Genomic DNA, 14,264 nt, shown 5'->3' on the forward strand with positions numbered 1-14,264 from the left:
TGATGCGTTTCTAGTGTTGGTGGGAGGCGTTGTGGGCGTGTGCGGGGGGACGGGTGGCACCGGAGATGCTGCCGGTGATCCAGGACATCATGCTGGCCCCGGCGTCGAAGGCGGGCTTGCGGGCGGCGTTGGACCAGACGGTTTCCGGCCGGCACTGGAGCAGGATCAGGTTGCTGCCCTCGGGGAGCTCTTCGTCCACGGCAAACTCGATGTCCTGGGGTGCCTGATGGATCCGTTCGAGCTTCTTGCCGAGCGTTGCCAGGGCCACTACCTCGTCGTCCAGCAGGCACAGGATGTCCCGGCGATCAGCAGGAACGTCCACCGGCGCGTCACCGCGGCGGTATTCGATGATCTTGTTACCCAAAGTCCGGTCGGCGATGCCCAGACCCACCTTGTCCACCACAAAGCGGTCCGGTGTCACCTCACCACCCACCACCGACAGCCCCAGGCCCCAGCTGGCTTCCAGCACAATCTTGGAGCGGTCACCGCTGGTGGGGCTGAGGGTGAACATCACGCCTGCCGCGCGTGCCCGCACGGTCTTCTGGATCACCACAGCCATCTCAATGGCGTGCGGATCGATGTCCTTCTCGGCGAGGTAGGACAGGACCCGCCCGGCAAAGACGCTGACATAGCACTCATGCACGTACTTCAGAACCTCGTCCGCCCCCACGATGTCCACCCAGGTTTCGAACTCGCCGGCAAAACTGGCGCCTACGGAGTCCTCAGCCGTGGCGCTGGAGCGTACGGCCACCGCGATGTTCTCCACACCGGTTTCGCTGCATAGCTTCGCGTACGCGCCACGCACTGCGTCCGCCACCTCTGCCGGGATAGGCACCTCGGTGAACCGTTGGCTGATGCGGTGCGCGGCGTCGTCGAACGCTGCCTGGTCCCGGCCGCTGCCCAGCCCCTCCAGCACGCCCCGGGTGAACTCCTTCAGGCCGTCCGACTCGAGGTAAGCGCGGTAGGCCGCGGCGGTCACCGCGAAGCCGGGTGCAACGGGAGCCCTTCGGCGGTCATCTGGGCGAGGCCGGCGGCCTTGCCGCCCACTTCGCGGACGTCCTGGCAGCCGGGGTCGTTGAATTCCTGGATATACACTTTCGAACTCCTAGCTGACCGCAGCGGCGGTGTCAGTGGCATGGGTGGTTTCGGGTGCGGGGTCAAGAACGACGACGGTGCCTGCCTTGCCGTCGATCCGTACCCTTTGTCCGGTGGTCAGGCGGGCTGTGGCGAAGCCGGTGCCAACCACGGCGGGTATGCCGTACTCGCGGCACACGATGGCGGCGTGGCACATCATCCCTCCGATGTCCGTGATGACGCCGGTAGCCACGGCGAAGGCCGCCGCCCAGGACGGAGCGGTGATCGGAGCCACCAGGATTTCGCCGGGCTGCAGGAGCGGCAGGTCCTTTTCGGAGCGCAGCACCCTGACGGGGCCTTCGACGATGCCGAGGGAGCCCGGGATGCCATTGAGCTTGTCCTGGGCGCCGTCGGAGGCGCCGAGCCAATCCTGCACGCGTTCGGTGGTGACGCCGTAGTTCATGACGGCAAACGGGTCCGTGACCTGCTGCGGCGGGATGCCGTAGGCGGGCGGGGCGCTGGCGGTCTGAAGTGCCGCGACGATGGGGCGGCGGCGGGCGATTTCTGCCTGCCAGCGCTTCTTGCCGCGGGCAGGAACGCCGATGGCCCACGAATCCACCACGTCGAACAGCGCAGTGTCCAGCTCAAAGCGGTTCAGGTAGAACATGTCTTCGGCGGTCTCGAGGAACCCGGCATCGACCAGGAAGTTGGCGAGGTCCCAGGCTTTTTCCCAGAACACCTTGTGGGACCAGTGCTCCACATAGATGTTGTGTTCTTCGATGTACGGGAAGACCTTCCGGGCGAGGCCGAGCAGTTCGTCGAACTGGCTTGCCTCATCGCCGGTGAGCAGGGCGCGGTATTCGTCTACGATTTCGTCGCGTTCGTCGCGGAGCCGCTCGATGGGCCGGGAGATGTCTTCGCCGTTGGCAATCTTGAGCGCGTACCGTGAGATGCCCTGCAGGGGGATGGAAAGGTCGCTGGCCCAGGTTTCCTGGTCATGGGTGAACCCGTACTCGGCGAAATAGTTGAACCAGGGGTCCTTGGCCTCTTCGAACGCCGCCAGCCAGGTCCGGCCGCTGCTGGTTTCCGCCAGCGCAGCCAGGATGTCTTCCGGGCCGGTGTCACCGGTGATGATGCTGTTGAGGCCCAGCTCGTGGGAGAGCGCGGCGAGCTTGCGCAGTTCATCGTCGGGGCGGAAGGCAAGGACATCGACGCCGGCCACCATGCGGGAGATGGACTGCTCGCTGATGAGCGGGAAGGCCTGCTTGCAGAACTGGAAGAAGGTGATGTAGCCGCCGTAGCCCAGGTTCAGGAATTCGAAGTGGTACTGCCAGATGGAGAAGAACTCATCGATCAGCCGGTGGTAATTCTCGATGACGGCCATGGCCGAGGACCGGCCGCGGGCTTCGGTGACCACCTCGGCGGGGTCGTAGTCGGCGAGCCGGGGAAACTCGATGGTGCGCAGGGAATCGATGGCACCTTCCATCTTGGTCTTCCACTTGCCGTACAGCTCGTCCCAGTTCGCGTAGTAGTAGCCGGCCCGCTCCTGGAAGATGGCCACGCGCTCCTGGATCCGGGCCGGGTCCTCAACGCCCAGCGGCGAGATGTAGACATACCCGTTGACCACCCGGACGTCCAGGCCCAGGGACACGGGCAGCGCGAAGATGCGGGTGCTGAACGTGCCCACGCCCAAGTACACTGCCTCGGCACCGATGCTGTCGAACGGGTGGCAGCCGCGCGACCAGTGCATGGTGTCGGCGAACCAGAACTGGGCATTCTCGTGTTCAGTAGTTTCCTCGCTGGGGACGAGGTAATAGGGATACATCGACTCCCAGCCCTCACCCCCGGCCGGGGCGGTGGACTCGCTGAAGAACGGGAAGCGGGCTGCGCTGCCCGGGCTGGTTTCGGTCATGATGTGGCTCCTTGCGACAGTGAAAGGGAACGGGTGAGGAATTCAAGCAGTTCGGCGACGTCCGCCAAGGCGAGATCCGGCCTGGCAGCTCCTTCGAGCGTGGCAAGCAGACCGGGAGAGGTTGCACCGGAGAGGACCAGGGCGCTGTTGGCACCCATGGACCGTGCGAGGTCGATTTCGACGGTGGCATCGCCCACCACGGTGACCTCTCCGGCGGGAAGGCCCAGGCGGCGCAACAGGGTCTCGCCCAGCGCGGCAGAGGGTTTCCCGACGACCTGCGGCACGGCTCCGGCAGCCCAGCCGACGGCGTTGGCGATGGCTGCCGACACGCATACAGATTTGCCGAGACCGCCATGGAACCACGGCACGTCCACGGTCGTGTAAAGCGGAGCGCCCGCGTCGACGGCGAGGCTGGCCGCGTTAATCTGTTCAGTGCTGAACCCGGTTGCGGCACCGACAACCACGACGTCGGCCAGTTCCGATTGTGCGGGGTCGGCGAGGTCCACGCCCAGGCTGCGCAACGGGGCGCTCAGACCCTCCGCTCCGAGCGCCAGCACCCTGGCCCCGGGATGCCGGTGTGCAATGTACTCGGCGGCTGCGCTGCCGGCGGTCACGAAGTCCTCGTCGCGGATTCCGATTCCCTGCGAGCGGAGGTGTGCGGCGTATTCGGCCGGGGTCTTCTCCGACGCGTTGGTGCAGACAACCACGGCGTGGCCGGCAGCGTAGAGCGCTGCCACCAGCTCCGCGGCCCCCGGCATGGCTTCCCCGCCGGCACCGCCGGCGCGCTTTGTGCGCATCAGGCAACCATCGACATCCAATACCCAGCCGCGGGAATTCTGTATCAGATGGTTCATGCTGTAGCCCCCTGTGCGGCGTTTTCGGAAGGCCCGCGTTGAATGGAAAATTTCGTGGTGCCGTCGCTGACGGACACCAAGGTGGAGGGCCGGTCATCCACTGCTGCGAGCAACCGCTGCAGCGTTGACGTGGCCGAATTCTTCTTCGCGGCGTACATGGTGTCCACCTGCTCGGCCGGCATGACCGCCCGGAGCAGCAGTTCCTCGTCGCTGATGGTGGCCCCGAAGCGCCGCCGCAGGTCCGCGATGGTGACCTCGCCGCCGTCGTTGACGGGCTGTTGTCCGCGTTTGGTGGCCATGGCCCGGTCCATCAGTTCGGGGTTGACGGCCCCGGGCAGGGGCCCGAAGTCGCCGCGCAGGAGGTCGATGACCTCATCGGAGATCTGTTTGTACCTTTCACCGGTGATGACGTTGAGGGTGGCCTGCGTGACGATGTACTGCGCAGTAGGGGCCGGCGAGCACGCGGCTGAAGTCGGCGATGACGATTCCGGCCAAAGGCCCGCTGGCATTGCGGCCGAAGGCGTCCTGGCGTGCGCGTGCGGCTTGCCGGCCGGGGGATGCCACCTTCTCGCGGGGAGCTACGCTGCTCTGCAGTTTCATGGGTCCTCTTCCATTGGGATCTGTTTCACTATCCCACCAGCGATTACACCGCGTCCAATACCTATTAGGGCACGGATTATTGCCATCTGTGAAAGAATGTCCGTATGGAGATTCAGCAATTGCGAGTGTTTCTGGCCGTGGCGGAGGAGCTGCATTTCGGCCGGGCGGCGGAGCGGCTCCGCCTGGCACAGCCGCCGGTGAGCCGTACCGTACGGCAGCTGGAGCGGGACCTCGGCGCTGACCTGTTTGTCCGCAGCACGCGCAGCGTCCAGCTGACAGCTGCAGGCGCGGCCCTCATCACGCCGGCCCGGGAGATCCTTGCTGCAGCGGACAGTGCCAAAGCGGGCGTTCTCGCCGCTAACCGCGGGGAAGCGGGCACGGTCAAGCTCGCCTATGCCGGTGCGTCAACCCATGTACTGGTGGGTGTCCTCGCCCGGGAAGTCCGGAGGGTCCACCCGGGCATCGAGTTCCGCCTGAACAGCCAGGACTTCGCCCTGCCGGCCCTGGCCAGGGTGCTCCGCGGCGAAGTGGACATCAGCCTTGGCCGGTGGGATTTTGTGCCGGCCGGCGTGAAGTCCCGCATCATCGTGGAGGAACATTTGGTGATGGCCGTGCCAGCATCCCACCGGCTGGCCTCGCAGGAGGACGTGCACCTGGCGGACCTTGCCGGCGAGCCTTTGGTGGCACTGCCCCCGCACGAGGGCTCTGTCCTGGGCGACCGGCTGCTCAGGCTCAGCCTGGGTGCCGGCTTCGATCCTGATATCGTACAAAGGGCGCCGGACTCCTGGACCGCAATGGCTCTGGTCGGAGCCGAAGTCGGATGTTCGCTAACTGTTTCCTCTGTGGCAGAGAATGTTACCGACCCCCATGTACGGTTCGTACGTGTCCTCGATGAGACCCTGCCGATCTACCTGCGGATGGCCTGGCGCGGAGACTCGGACAACCCTGCCCTCCCTCCGGTGCTCTCGCTTGCCGAACAGGTCTGGCCCGGCCCGGCTCACAGCGCTGGCGCGGAGCAATAGCGCAATCACGCTTAGGCCCCCACTGCTGCTAATGCGCGGGGAGCCCGCCTTGACGGTAAAACACCAATTCCTCTTCACCCCAAAAGTCAGGTCTCACCATGAGGACCGACGACGGTGACAGGTGGGAACTCAAGTAGCGGTGACATAAACGAGCCGGTGTCGGGCCGGCACCGTGAACCCTATCCTTTGACAAACTGGATCTGTTTGGGTGATTACGGCGCCGCTGTGGCGGGCGCGGTGGGAACAGCGCTCGGCGATGTCCCGTTGGCGGGCGCCCCGTTCTGGCGGTTCCTGCCTTGGCCGCCGTTTAGATTCTGGAACTGGCCGCGGCCCGGGCGGGTCTGGCCCGCGTCCATAAACTTGGTCACGCCTACGCCTCCAAAGAACCCGACGGCAACCAGCAGCACGGCAAGGAGGATCTGCGTCACGCGTCCCATCTTGAACCGTTTCTTTGGCACGAACGGTTCCGGCGTCTGTGGTTGGCCCCAGCCCTGGCCGACAGGTTCTTGACCGATGGTTTGCAGTACTACGGTCGGCTGTCCCGCGGAAGGATTTCGGGTGTGCGGCTGCTGGGGCTCCGGCTCGTTGGTGGAACCGGGCTCCGGTGCTGAATAGGACATTTATGGATCTCCTGTGTTAGTTGCTGGGGGAGTGGGGCTGTGGGCGGTTATTCGTACCGCAGGGCGTCGATCGGCCGGAGTTTCGCTGCTTTGTTGGCCGGGTAGATTCCGAAAACAAGGCCGATGGCTGCGGACACGAGGAACGACAGCCACACGGTCCACCATTGGACCTCGGGCTGGGTTCCCAGCAAGGGGAAGGCACTGCCGAGGTAGCCTGCGGCAATACCCATCACCCCGCCGATCAGCGAGATGATGAGCGATTCGATCAGGAACTGACTCACGATGCTGCCCCGCGAGGCCCCTATCGCCTTGCGTATGCCGATCTCGCGGGTCCGTTCCGTGACCGTGACCAGCATGATGTTCATGACTCCGATCCCACCCACTAGAAGCGAAATGCCGGCCACGGCGCCCAGGAGGACGGTCAGGGTGGCTGTGGTATTGGTGGCCGTCGTGAGGATCTGGGCCTGGTTCCGTACTTGGTAGTCACGGTTGGCGGACGTGACGTTGTGCCTGGCGTCGAGAATCATCTGGACCTCGTTCTGGGCCTGGTTCATCACGTCCGCTGACTGCGCCTGGACACTGATGGAGGCCAGGGAAGGCGAGTACCCGGTGAACTTGTCCTGGGCGGCGCCGTAGGGGATCACCACAATGTCATCCGGGTCGTTCAGGCCCGAGGACCCTTTCTGGGCCAAGACCCCGGAGACCACGAAGTTCTGGCCATTGAGGGCGATTGTTTGCCCCACGGCGGACGTTACTGCGCTTCCCACCAGATCCTGTGCGACGGTGTTGCCGATCACGGCTACCGCGGTGCCGCTGCCAGCGTCACCGTCGCTGAAGTAGGAGCCCGCCGCCAGTGTGTCGTTCGAAATGGCAAAGTACGACGGCGTGGTCCCCACGAACGTTGCGACGGTGTGGGTTGCGTCCTGGAAAGTTCCCGTGACGTTCTGTGCCGTGACTACGGGCGCTGTCGTGGCGACGTCGGGGGCCATGACGGGATCAGTCAGCGCCGCCATGTCTTGGAGGGTCAGGTTGGTTCCGCGGGACCGGGGCCCGGTGACGGTTTGTCCGCCGCCTGCGGCGCGCCCGCCCGCCGTCGTCTGGCGGCTCACGGTGAGCACGTTCGTTCCCAGTTTGCCGATCTGGGCCTTGATGGCGTTCGAGGTCCCGGCGCCCACGGCCAGCAGGATGATCACGGATGCGATGCCGATCAGGATGCCCAGTGTGGTGAGTATGGAGCGCATCTTGTTGGCCAGCACCCCCGTCAGGGCGAAGCGTACGGATTCGGCGATCATCAGGCCGGCACCGCCGTCGCCACCGGGTGGGCGTGGACGTCGCGGATCCGGCGGTCCTCAATGATGTGCCCGTCCTGGAACCGCACTACGCGATTGGCCCGTGCCGCGACGTCGGCCTCGTGAGTGATCATCACAATGGTCCGTCCGTTGGCGTGCAACGACTCGAAGAGGTCCAGAATCTCGTGCGAGGACTTGCTATCCAATGCTCCCGTCGGTTCATCCGCCAGCAACAACACCGGGTTTGTCACGAGGGCACGGGCGATGGCAACACGCTGCTGCTGGCCACCGGAGAGCTGTGAAGGCTTATGGTCGGCCCGTTCCGCCAGGCCTACTGAGCGGAGCACTTCCAAGGCCCTCTCGCGTCGTTCCTTGCGGTGCACTTTTGCGTACGCGAGCGGCATGGAAACGTTGTCCACGGCGCGGGTGCGCGGAATCAGGTTGAAGTTTTGGAAGACGAAGCCGATTTTGCGGTTGCGGATCTGCGCGAGTTGGAATTCGTCCAAGGTCCCGGTATCGATGCCGTCCAGGTGATAGGTACCCCGGGTGGCGCCGTCGAGGCAGCCGATGATGTTCATCATGGTGGACTTTCCGGAGCCTGAGGCGCCGATGATGGCCACAAAGTCGCCGCGGTCAATGGAGATGCTGACGGAATCCAGTGCCCGCACTTCGGCTTCCCCTTTGCCGTAGGTCTTGCTCACGGAGTCCAGCTGAATAACTGCGTCGCTCACGGCCTCCTACCCGCCATTTCCACGGGTGCCACCGGTGCCGCCGGTAAAGCCGGCGCCACCTGTGCCACCGAACCCACCCGTGCCGCCGACGCCGGCCGCCCCGGTTCGTCCGGTAGTCCCGGTGGTGTCCAACGTGGATGAGATGACCGGGAGTTCAATCTGATCGCCTGCGCTGAGGCCGGTAAGCACCTGCGTGCGTCCGTTGTCCGTGATCCCGGTGGTGATGGTCACCGGCGTCGACGTCCCGTTCTTGAGGACATCAACGGTTTGCCTGGTTCCGGTGCTGGTGATTGCCAGGGTAGGCACCGCCAGGGCGTTCTTTGCGGTGGCGGTGGTCACGGAGATATTCGCGCTCTGGCCGAGCCGGAGGTCGGCAGGGGGATTACTGATCGAGATGGTCACCGGGTAGCTGACCACGTTGTTGGCGGTGGTGGCGTTCTGGGCGATCGCCGTGATGGTGCCGGTGACGGGTGCCGCAGAGGAATCGGTCTTGAGCGCCGGGAACGTGAAGGTCGCGGAGTCGCCGGTCTTCATGGCGGCAATGTCCGATTCGGCGAAGTTGGCAATGACCTGCAGATGGGCGGTGTCGCTGATCGTGATGAGTCCGGAGGACGATGTGCTCGCGGCGCTCGCCGATGCGCTGCCCGCGGCGCCGGATGCTCCCGAGGAGCCGGATCCGGCTCCGGTGCCGGACGAGCCGGAGCTGCTGCCGGCGTTGCCACCGACGACGGCGTTGATGGCGGTGACCGTGCCTGCAACCGGGGCCGCGAGGGAGCAGGACGCCAGGTTCTTGGTTGCAGTGTCGACCGCGACCAGGGCGGCGGTGGTGTTCGACGTCGTGCCGCCGCCATTCTGGGCGGAGTTGAGGGCAGTCGCGGCCGAGGCGAGCTGCTGTTTGTCCTTAAGGGCTGAGCTTGCTTGCTGGTTGACCGCCTGGGTCAGTGCCTGGTTGTCCTTCGCCAGCTGGGCCTGCGCCGCGTTGAGGGCAATCTGGGCCGGTTGGCTGGTGGGCTGGGCGCTGGCAGCGGTCTGGGCAGACGCGACAGTTGCGTTGTCAGTGTTCACGGCAGTCTGCGCCGCGGCCACGGCACCGGCCTGCTGGCCGGCGTCCAGGTTGGCCGTTTGCTGGGCGTTGGCCAGGCTTTGGTTTGCCGCAGCTACCTGGTTGCTGGCCGCAGCCTGCTGTTGATTGGCCTGCGCCGCGGCGGAATCCAGTTGGGCCTGGGCAACAGCCAGGGCGTTTTGGGCGTTGGTCGGGTCAATCGTCACCAAAACCTGCCCTGCTGTGACTTGCTGACCCGTCGCTGCCGAGACCGTAGCGATTGGTCCGCTACAGTTCTGCGCGTTGATGACAGTGGTGCTTGCCGGCGAAACGTTCCCGCTGGCAGTGGACACGGCAGTGAGGTCCGCCGCGCTGACCGAGACGGTACGGGCTGTGGTGTCAAAGGCCGCTTGCGGCACACCATTAATCACGAAAAATGCGCCGGCAACAATGCCGACGACAGCCACCCCGATGCCGGTGTTAAGAAGTTGAAGCTTTGTGAGCATGCCCGAACACTATGGCCGCTTGCTGCAAGCATCCCGAGTGCTGCCTGACGATTTACCCCATGTGAAGCGCGCACCGGGGCGCGCGGGTGCCTTTTAGTGGCCCTGCCCGCTCCCTCGGCTAATCGTCGTCCGGGTCTGCACCTTCGGCGGGGTCCTGGGAGTGCTCGCGGACGTCGGTGGGGTCCGCTGCTTCGTCGCCCTCTGCCGGGGCGTCGCTGTGGATCCGCTGCGCTGGCTTGTCCTTCAATGGATCTCCTTCGAATGCTGTGTGGATGGAGGCATATTCATCATTCAGCGCTTCCCGCTGCGGGGTGTCAATAACCCCGCAGCAGCTATGGCTGCGGGTGTGAATCTGTGCTGGACTGGTGGGGCACTGTGCCGCTTCACCATCCAAATTCTTTGGCCAGCCGGCCTGCCGGCTGTTGGGAAGGAACAATCGCATGGCAACGTTTAGGATCGGATACTTTGTGGGGAGCCTCGCGACAGGGTCCATCAACCGCAAACTCGCTCAGGCGCTCGTCAAACTCGCGCCGGAGGAACTCGAATTCACCGAGATCCCCATCAGGGACCTGCCGCTGTACAGCTACGACTACGACGCCGATTACCCGGCGGAAGGCCGTGCCCTCAAGGAAGCCATCGAGGCCTCCGACGGCCTACTCATTGTGTCCCCCGAATACAACCGGTCCATCCCCGGTGCGCTTAAGAACGCCATCGACTGGGGCTCCAGGCCCTGGGGAACCAACTCGTTCGCCCGCAAGCCCACCGGCATCATCGGCGCCTCGCCGGGCAGCATCGGCACGGCCGTGATGCAGTCCAATATGCGCAGCGTCCTGAGCTTCCTCGACGCGCCCCAGCTCAACGCCCCGGAGGCCTACATCCAGTTCAAGCCCGAGGTCTTCGGGGAAGACGGCGGGATCCGGGATGAATCGACGGCCAAGTTCCTGCGGCACTACATGGAGGAATACAGCGCTTTCGTTCAGCGGGTACTGGACGCCAATGCGCCGGGCCACATCGGCGATCCGGAGCCGGACCCTGACAAGCTTTCACGGTAGGCCTGCCTTTCGGAGTCCATAGGTTCAGTCCAGGGGCAGGGTGACGGTAACGGTGGTGCCCTGCCCCGGCGTCGAAGTGACCTGCACGGTGCCGCCGGCCTCGTGCACGGCCACCGACATCAGCCGCAGCCCGTAGCCGTGGTGACGCCCGCTCAGGGCAAGGTGGCTGTCAAAGCCCAGGCCGTCGTCGGACACCATCAGGCGCACGCCGTGACCCACGGCGGCCAGCTGGACGGTGAGTTCGGAGGCCGCTGAGTATTTAAACGCGTTGCTCAGCGCTTCGCGGGCTGCCTGGTAAAGGAGGGACGCGCAGTCCGCCGGGATCTCGATGCCCCAGTGCGGAGTATCCCAGCGGACTGCCGTCCCTTGTTGGCGGAGAGGGCCGGTGAGCCGGTCAATACAACCGGCCAGCCCCAAGCTGTAGAAATCGATGGGATGGTGATCGGTGATCACTCCACCCTCCGCGACTACCTCGTCGAGAGCTGATTCGTTCCCCATTGAACTACCTTCCCCGCCGTTTCCTGCTGTGATAAATCCAGAGTGAACCCCGAACTGCATGGGTTGCGAAGGGTTAGCTCAAGATCTCATCAAATTTTCAGGAATCAGTTGCGGCGGGGACCATAGGGGAGCAGGTAGGTCAGGACCAGTCGAAGAAGCCCTTTCCGGACTTGCGGCCCAGCTCGCCGCGGGCCACCTTATCGCGGAGGATCTGGGGCGGGGCGAACCGCTCGCCCAGCGTGGACTGCAGGTACTCGGCGATGCCCAGCCGCACGTCCAGGCCCACAATGTCAGTGGTCCGCAGCGGTCCCGTGGGGTGCTTGTATCCCAGCACCATGGCGGCGTCGATGTCCTCGGCGGACGCCACGCCCTCCTCCACCATGCGCATCGCTTCGAGCGCGATCGCCACGCCGAGCCGAGACGAGGCGAAGCCGGGCGCGTCATTGACGACGACGGCGGTTTTGCCGAGTGCCTCGACCCACCCTTTAGCCGCGGCGGCCGCGGCCGGGGAGGTTTGCTCGCCGAGCACCACTTCAATGAGCGTGGAGGCGGGGACGGGGTTGAAGAAGTGCAGGCCGAGGAAGTTCTGCGGGCGCTTCAGCTCCCGGGCCAAACCGTTCACGGACAGGGACGACGTGTTGGACGCCAGGAACGCGTCCTCGGCCAGGCGTGCTTCGATGCCGCGGAGGGCCGTGACTTTCAGGTCCCAGTCCTCGGGTACGGCCTCCACCACCAGCTTGCGGTCCGCGAAGTCGTCGTAGTCCACTGTGACGGCGAGGCGGGAGACCATCTCATCCAGGTTGACGTCCGTGGCGCCGCGCTCGATGCTCTTGGCGGCCGCGGATTCCACCCGTTCCCGGGCGGCTTCGGCAGACTCGTCGTCGCGCTCCACCACCAGGACGTTGGCTCCGTTGAGCAGGAAGGCGTGGGCGATTCCGGCGCCCATGCGGCCCCCGCCGAGGACACCGACGGTGGCGGGAAGGTTGGGATTCGGGTGGCTCATGGCTGCTTCTTCTCTGCTTTCTTGTCCAGGAACTTCTGCATGCGGTCAAACTTGGCCTGGGATTCAAACAGGATGCCCTGCGCCAGCTGGTCAATCAGCGGGTGCGCCTCGGCCGGGGCATGGAACACCGACTTGGTGATGCGGACGGCCAGCGGGTCCTGCCGGCCAATCCTGTCCGCGAGGTTGTGGGCGGCGTCCATCAGCTCGGGGGCCTCGTGGATTTCCGTTATGAGGTTTGCCCGCAGGGCGTCGTCGGCCCGGAGCACCAGGCCGGCCAGCAGGATCTGCTTCGCCAGCGGCTCGCCCACCAGTTCCTTCAGCCGCCAGCTGGCACCGGCTGCAGCGAGGATGCCCAGGCCTGTTTCGGGGTTCCCGATCCGGACGCTCGGCGTACCGATGCGGAAGTCCGCGGCGTAGGCGAGTTCGGCACCGCCGCCCAGGCAGTAGCCGTCCAGCGCGGCGATCACGGGCATCGGAAGCTTGGCGATCCGGACGAAGATGGTGGAGTTGATGCCCATCAGCGCATCGTCACGACGGCGTTCGCGCAGCTGGGCGATGTCCGCTCCGGAGGCGAAGACACCGTCCACGCCGGCGATGATCAGGACTTTGGGGTTCTGTTCAAGCGCGGCGCAGACCATATGGAGTTCGTCCACCATCTGCTGGTCGATGGCGTTCCGGACTTCCGGCCGGTTAAGGAGGACCACCACACGGTCCTCCCGCTCCTCCACCAGGAGCGTGCTGAACTGTTCGGTTGCGAGGGTTCCGGTGCCCTTCTCCGGCGCCGGCATTACACCCGCTCCAGCAGCATCGCAGTGCCTTGGCCCACGCCGATGCACATGGTGGCGAGGCCGAGTTTGGCGTCCTCACGTTCCATCCGCCCCAACAGGGTAATGGCGATCCGTGATCCGCTGGAACCGAGCGGATGGCCCAAACTGATGGCGCCGCCGTCGTTATTCACAATCTCCGGATCCAGGCCCAGCCGCCGCATGGTGGCCAGCGACTGCGTGGCGAAAGCTTCGTTCAGTTCGACGGCGCCGAGGTCGCCGACGCTGAGGCCGGTTCGCTGGAGCACCTTCTGGGTGGCCGGGACCGGGCCGATGCCCATGATCTCGGGTTCGCAGCCGGCCGAGGCGCCGTCAATGATACGGGCACGCGGCACCAGGCCGAGCCGTTCGATGGCGGCTTCGGAGGCCACGATGATGGCCGAGGCGCCGTCGTTAAGGGTGGAGGAGTTGCCGGCGGTGACCACGGATCCGCCCTTGACTACCGGGCGGAGGCCGGCGAGCACGTCCATGGTGGTGCCGGCGCGGGGGCCTTCATCGGTGTCCACCACGGTTTCGGCCTTGCGGGTCTTGACGGTCACGGGGACGATCTCGTCCTTGAACCGGCCGCCGGCAATGGCGGCGAGGGACCGCTCGTGGGACCGCACAGCGAACGCGTCAGCGTCCTCGCGGGAGATGCCGTCCACCCGGGCCACTTCCTCAGCGGTCTCCGGCATGGAGTAGGTCATCTTGCCGTCGCGGGACAGCTCACCCTTGGTGAACAGGGGGTTGGCGAACCGCCAGCCGATGGACGTATCGAAAATGGCGCCGGGCTTGGCGAAGGCGGTGGCGGGTTTTTCCTGGACCCACGGCGCGCGGCTCATGGATTCCACGCCGCCGGCGATCACGATGTCAGCGGCGCCGGATTTGATCATGTGGCTGGCCATGATTATGGCGCTTAGGCCGGAGGCGCAGAGCCGGTTGACCGTGATCCCGGGGATGTGGAGGGGGAGCCCTGCCAGCAGGGTGGCCATCCGGGCCACGTTGCGGTTTTCTTCGCCGGCGCCGTTGGCGTTGCCGAGGATGACTTCCTCAATGCTGTCCGGATCAAGCCCGGCGCGGGAAACTGCCTCGCGGACCACCAGGGCCGCAAGATCATCCGGGCGGACCGCCGAGAGTGCTCCGCCGTACCGGCCTACAGGCGTCCGGACGCCACCAACAAGAAATGCCTCAACCATCAGAACAAGTCCTTTTCGCCAGTGAAATGGGCCGGGCTGGATTTAGTGACCGACCGTTCGTT

At 65.3% G+C, this 14,264-nt stretch carries 15 protein-coding genes; 2 read left to right on the forward strand and 13 right to left on the reverse strand.

Annotation, left to right across the window (positions count from 1 at the left end; all coding sequences use genetic code 11):
- Positions 1-10: 10 nt before the first annotated feature.
- From NQJ30_RS16780 to NQJ30_RS16795, 4 genes are all read right to left on the reverse strand, one after another.
- Positions 11-979, reverse strand: coding sequence for a PEP/pyruvate-binding domain-containing protein (locus tag NQJ30_RS16780; protein WP_255771253.1), 969 nt, complete (start codon positions 977-979; stop codon positions 11-13).
- 126 nt (positions 980-1,105) lie between these two features.
- The gene (locus NQJ30_RS16785; RefSeq protein WP_255771254.1) at positions 1,106-2,986 is read right to left on the reverse strand and encodes a PEP-utilizing enzyme; all 1,881 of its coding nucleotides are present in this window, start codon (positions 2,984-2,986) and stop codon (positions 1,106-1,108) included.
- The gene (locus NQJ30_RS16790; protein WP_255771255.1) at positions 2,983-3,840 is read right to left on the reverse strand and encodes an HAD-IIA family hydrolase; all 858 of its coding nucleotides are present in this window, start codon (positions 3,838-3,840) and stop codon (positions 2,983-2,985) included. Before NQJ30_RS16790 ends, NQJ30_RS16785 begins: the two co-directional genes overlap by 4 nt.
- On the reverse strand, positions 3,837-4,349 hold the full coding sequence (locus NQJ30_RS16795) for a hypothetical protein (RefSeq protein WP_255771256.1): 513 nt from the start codon (positions 4,347-4,349) through the stop codon (positions 3,837-3,839). The genes NQJ30_RS16790 and NQJ30_RS16795 overlap by 4 nt, the downstream gene beginning before the upstream one ends.
- Positions 4,350-4,544: 195 nt before the next feature.
- Here NQJ30_RS16795 and NQJ30_RS16800 point away from each other — a divergent pair, with 195 nt between their 5' ends.
- Positions 4,545-5,462, forward strand: a complete 918-nt coding sequence (locus tag NQJ30_RS16800; protein WP_255771257.1) for a LysR substrate-binding domain-containing protein — start codon at positions 4,545-4,547, stop codon at positions 5,460-5,462.
- Positions 5,463-5,674: 212 nt separating this feature from the next.
- On the opposite strand, the gene NQJ30_RS16805 is transcribed toward NQJ30_RS16800, so the two are convergent.
- From NQJ30_RS16805 to NQJ30_RS16825, 5 genes are all read right to left on the reverse strand, one after another.
- On the reverse strand, positions 5,675-6,082 hold the full coding sequence (locus NQJ30_RS16805) for a hypothetical protein (RefSeq protein ID WP_255771258.1): 408 nt from the start codon (positions 6,080-6,082) through the stop codon (positions 5,675-5,677).
- Between the two features lie 47 nt (positions 6,083-6,129).
- Positions 6,130-7,374 (reverse strand): ABC transporter permease, encoded by a 1,245-nt coding sequence (locus tag NQJ30_RS16810; RefSeq protein ID WP_255771259.1) that lies wholly within the window; start codon positions 7,372-7,374, stop codon positions 6,130-6,132.
- Positions 7,374-8,102 carry an ABC transporter ATP-binding protein gene (locus tag NQJ30_RS16815; protein WP_255771260.1) on the reverse strand — a complete coding sequence of 243 codons (729 nt, stop codon included), beginning with the start codon at positions 8,100-8,102 and terminating at the stop codon, positions 7,374-7,376. The genes NQJ30_RS16810 and NQJ30_RS16815 overlap by 1 nt, the downstream gene beginning before the upstream one ends.
- 6 nt (positions 8,103-8,108) lie before the next feature.
- Entirely contained in the window at positions 8,109-9,650 is a 1,542-nt protein-coding gene (locus NQJ30_RS16820) for an efflux RND transporter periplasmic adaptor subunit (protein ID WP_255771261.1), read from the reverse strand.
- Positions 9,651-9,768: 118 nt separating this feature from the next.
- Positions 9,769-9,897, reverse strand: coding sequence for a hypothetical protein (locus NQJ30_RS16825; RefSeq protein ID WP_255771262.1), 129 nt, complete (start codon positions 9,895-9,897; stop codon positions 9,769-9,771).
- Between the two features lie 193 nt (positions 9,898-10,090).
- Between NQJ30_RS16825 and NQJ30_RS16830 the strand changes: the two genes are divergently transcribed.
- Positions 10,091-10,702: an NADPH-dependent FMN reductase gene (locus tag NQJ30_RS16830; RefSeq protein ID WP_255771263.1), complete on the forward strand. Its 612-nt coding sequence runs from the start codon at positions 10,091-10,093 to the stop codon at positions 10,700-10,702.
- Positions 10,703-10,726: 24 nt separating this feature from the next.
- Here NQJ30_RS16830 and NQJ30_RS16835 read toward each other — a convergent pair whose 3' ends face one another.
- The 4 genes from NQJ30_RS16835 to NQJ30_RS16850 form a co-directional block, all read right to left on the reverse strand.
- Positions 10,727-11,200: a sensor histidine kinase gene (locus tag NQJ30_RS16835; RefSeq protein WP_255771264.1), complete on the reverse strand. Its 474-nt coding sequence runs from the start codon at positions 11,198-11,200 to the stop codon at positions 10,727-10,729.
- A 139-nt stretch (positions 11,201-11,339) separates the two neighbouring features.
- Positions 11,340-12,203, reverse strand: coding sequence for a 3-hydroxyacyl-CoA dehydrogenase family protein (locus NQJ30_RS16840; protein ID WP_255771265.1), 864 nt, complete (start codon positions 12,201-12,203; stop codon positions 11,340-11,342).
- Positions 12,200-12,991: an enoyl-CoA hydratase/isomerase family protein gene (locus NQJ30_RS16845; RefSeq protein ID WP_255771266.1), complete on the reverse strand. Its 792-nt coding sequence runs from the start codon at positions 12,989-12,991 to the stop codon at positions 12,200-12,202. The genes NQJ30_RS16840 and NQJ30_RS16845 overlap by 4 nt, the downstream gene beginning before the upstream one ends.
- Complete coding sequence (locus NQJ30_RS16850; protein WP_255771267.1) at positions 12,991-14,202, reverse strand: thiolase family protein; 1,212 nt, start codon at positions 14,200-14,202, stop codon at positions 12,991-12,993. The genes NQJ30_RS16845 and NQJ30_RS16850 overlap by 1 nt, the downstream gene beginning before the upstream one ends.
- Positions 14,203-14,264 lie beyond the last annotated feature (62 nt).

Source organism: Pseudarthrobacter sulfonivorans (assembly GCF_024391045.1).
In the GTDB taxonomy this organism is placed as follows: domain Bacteria; phylum Actinomycetota; class Actinomycetes; order Actinomycetales; family Micrococcaceae; genus Arthrobacter; species Arthrobacter sulfonivorans_B.

Bases quoted from the DNA above. Each gene is read 5' to 3' on its own strand.
- NQJ30_RS16785 (WP_255771254.1), bottom strand. From the start codon at position 2,986: ATGACCGAAACCAGCCCGGGCAGCGCAGCCCGCTTCCCGTTCTTCAGC.
- NQJ30_RS16790 (WP_255771255.1), bottom strand. From the start codon at position 3,840: ATGAACCATCTGATACAGAATTCCCGCGGCTGGGTATTGGATGTCGAT.
- NQJ30_RS16795 (WP_255771256.1), bottom strand. From the start codon at position 4,349: ATGCCAGCGGGCCTTTGGCCGGAATCGTCATCGCCGACTTCAGCCGCG.
- NQJ30_RS16800 (WP_255771257.1), top strand. From the start codon at position 4,545: ATGGAGATTCAGCAATTGCGAGTGTTTCTGGCCGTGGCGGAGGAGCTG.
- NQJ30_RS16805 (WP_255771258.1), bottom strand. From the start codon at position 6,082: ATGTCCTATTCAGCACCGGAGCCCGGTTCCACCAACGAGCCGGAGCCC.
- NQJ30_RS16810 (WP_255771259.1), bottom strand. From the start codon at position 7,374: ATGATCGCCGAATCCGTACGCTTCGCCCTGACGGGGGTGCTGGCCAAC.
- NQJ30_RS16820 (WP_255771261.1), bottom strand. From the start codon at position 9,650: ATGCTCACAAAGCTTCAACTTCTTAACACCGGCATCGGGGTGGCTGTC.
- NQJ30_RS16830 (WP_255771263.1), top strand. From the start codon at position 10,091: ATGGCAACGTTTAGGATCGGATACTTTGTGGGGAGCCTCGCGACAGGG.
- NQJ30_RS16835 (WP_255771264.1), bottom strand. From the start codon at position 11,200: ATGGGGAACGAATCAGCTCTCGACGAGGTAGTCGCGGAGGGTGGAGTG.
- NQJ30_RS16840 (WP_255771265.1), bottom strand. From the start codon at position 12,203: ATGAGCCACCCGAATCCCAACCTTCCCGCCACCGTCGGTGTCCTCGGC.
- NQJ30_RS16845 (WP_255771266.1), bottom strand. From the start codon at position 12,991: ATGCCGGCGCCGGAGAAGGGCACCGGAACCCTCGCAACCGAACAGTTC.
- NQJ30_RS16850 (WP_255771267.1), bottom strand. From the start codon at position 14,202: ATGGTTGAGGCATTTCTTGTTGGTGGCGTCCGGACGCCTGTAGGCCGG.